This is a genomic window from Cellulomonas sp., assembly GCF_035634735.1.
Classification (GTDB): Bacteria; Actinomycetota; Actinomycetes; order Actinomycetales; family Cellulomonadaceae; genus Cellulomonas.
On record NZ_DASQCJ010000245.1, the window covers coordinates 1 to 2,496 of the forward strand.

Sequence of the window (2,496 nt, forward strand, 5' to 3'; positions counted from 1 at the left end):
GCTCCAGGGCGCCGAGGGGCCGTTCGTCGCGACGACCGACTACGACCACCTCGTGGCCGACCAGGTGCGCGAGTGGATCCCGGGCCGGTACGCCACGCTCGGAGCCGACGGGTTCGGGTTCTCCGACACCCGCGCCGCCGCCCGCCGGCACTTCAAGATCGACGGCCCGTCGACCGTGGTCCGCGTCCTGCAGCAGCTCGCCCGCGAGGGCAAGGTCGCGGCGGACGCCCCGGCGCAGGCCATCGAGCGGTACCGGCTGCACGACGTGACCGCCGGCACCTCCGGCAACGCGGGCGGCGAGTCCTGACCGGACGCGCCTAGGCCGCACGAACGGGCCCCGCACTCCCTCTCAGGGGGGTGCGGGGCCCGTCGCCGTCCCCGGCCCGCTCGCACGGACGCCGAGATAGGACCGTCGCGCCGAGATCGGACCGTCCACGGCCCTACCTCGGCGCGCGCGTCCTATCTCGGCGACCAGGGCCGGGTGGCGGGGACGCTCGACGGCGGCACGCCGGCGGCCGGACGCGCGAGAGCCCCGCGGACCCGGGTGGGTCGGCGGGGCTCTCGGCGGTCCGAGGGTCGGGCGCGGGGTGCCCGGCGGGGCGGCTAGGCGCCCGCGTGCCGCTCCGCCTGGTCCACCAGCCGCGCCAGCTCGCGGCGCATCTGCGCGATGTCGTCCTGCTTCGGGTAGAGGTCCAGGCTCGCGAGGTGCTGCTTCGCGTCGAGCGGCCGGTCGGCCTCGACGGCGGCCAGCACCAGCTCGCGCCCGACCTCCGGGTCGTGGTCCTTCGGGTGCCAGTGCCCGGTGCCGAGGCCCAGCGCCTCGACGGGCAGCCCCGCCTCGCGCAGCAGCCGCAGGCCGGCGACCAGGGCGGCGCCCGAGGGGTCGCGCTCGGCGGCGGTCGTCAGCCGGCGCAGCGTCCCCTCCAGGTCGTCGCGCACGGACAGCCGCGCGACCTCGACCAGCGGGTACCAGGCCCGCGGGTTGCCGGCGAGCTCCTCGCCCAGCGACCACACGGCCAGGTCGGCGGCGCGCTGACGCTCGGCGTCGTCGGCCTCGGCGGTCAGGGGGTCGTCGTCGACGCCGGTCACGGCGTGCCGGCGGACGATCTCGGCGAGGGCCGCGAAGGCGCGCTCGTCGTTGGGATCGTCGCCGAGGCGGGACCTCAGGGCGTCCTCCTGGGGGACGTCGCCGTGCCGGGGGGCAGCCGTCGGCCGGCGCGCCCCGATCCGGGACGCGGGCGCAGGGCGGCCCAGCAGGCGGCGCAGTCGGGGCAGCAGAGCCATGACGCGACACTATCCGGTGCACTCGTCCCGCACCGGTCGAACGGCCCGCCACCCGGCCGACCACGCGCGCGGCCTTTGTCGGTTCCCCACAACGGGGCCCTATGCTCACCGCATGCCTCAGCCCCGCCGGACGCCCGCGGCCCCCGCCCCCGAGGACGCCGCACCGGCCCCGTCGCCCGCCGCGGCGACGACCACGGCGACCCGCGCCACGCCGGCCGCGGCCCCCGACGCGCCCCCGGCCCCCGCCGACGCCCCCGAGGCCGCCGCCCCCGCCGGCGCGACCGCAGCCGCTCCCGCCGCCCCCGTCGACGGCCTCTCCCCCGCCCGCACCCGCACGCGCGCCGGCCGCATCGCCACCGCGCCGGACGCGAGCAACGGCGAGACCCTGCGCCGCGTCCGCGAGGGCAGCGGCGTCCTGGCCGCGGCCGCGATGCGCCGCCTGGACGAGGACCTCGACTGGTACCGCGCCCTGCCGGCCGACGACCGCTCCTGGGTCGGCCTCGTCGCCCAGGCCGGCATCACGGCGTTCGTCACCTGGTTCGCCGACCCGTCCCGGCCGCCGCACGGCGTGGGCGAGATCTTCGCGACCGCCCCGCCGGAGCTGACCCGGTCCATCTCGCTGCAGCACACGCTCCAGCTGGTCCGCGTCGTGGTCGACGTCGTGGAGTCGCACAGCGACCGGCTCGCGGCGCCCGGCGGCGAGCGCGACCTGCTGGAGGCGGTGCTCCGCTACTCCCGCGAGGTGGCGTTCTCCGCGGCCGAGGTCTACGCCCGCGCGGCCGAGGTCCGCGGCGCGTGGGACGCCCGGCTCGAGGCGCTCGTCGTCGACGCCCTGCTGCGCGGCGACGTCGACGACTCGCTGCGGTCCCGGGTGGCCGCCCTCGGCTGGAGCGGCCGCGGCAGCACGCTCGTCGTCGTCGGCACCACCGCCTCCCCCCTGGACGACGTCCGCACCTCCGACCTGCGCCGGGCCACCCGCCGCGCCGCGGACGACGCGCTGGTCGGCATCCAGGGCGACCGGCTCGTGGTGTTCCTCGGCGGGACCGGCGACCTGCGCGAGGCCGCGGCGTCCCTGCTCCCCCGGTTCGGCCCCGGCCCCGTGGTGCTCGGCCCGACCGGCGCGGACCTCGCCGACGCCGCCCGGTCCGCCCGCGCCGCGCTCGCCGGCCTGGCCGCCATCGCCGCCTGGCCGCAGGCGCCCCGCCCCGTGCT

At 79.2% G+C, this 2,496-nt stretch carries 2 protein-coding genes and 1 pseudogene; 2 read left to right on the forward strand and 1 reads right to left on the reverse strand.

The window, feature by feature from the left end; genetic code table 11:
* Window positions 1–307 (forward strand): annotated as a pseudogene (locus tag VER05_RS20185) (pyruvate dehydrogenase (acetyl-transferring), homodimeric type); the annotation flags it as partial.
* Window positions 308–603: 296 nt separating this feature from the next.
* Here VER05_RS20185 and VER05_RS20190 read toward each other — a convergent pair.
* Entirely contained in the window at window positions 604–1,284 is a 681-nt protein-coding gene (locus VER05_RS20190) for a hypothetical protein (RefSeq protein ID WP_324847091.1), read from the reverse strand.
* Between the two features lie 112 nt (window positions 1,285–1,396).
* On the opposite strand from VER05_RS20190, the gene VER05_RS20195 reads away from it, so the two are divergent.
* Window positions 1,397–2,496 (forward strand): hypothetical protein (locus VER05_RS20195; RefSeq protein ID WP_324847092.1); only part of this gene is annotated, 1,100 nt, incomplete at its 3' end.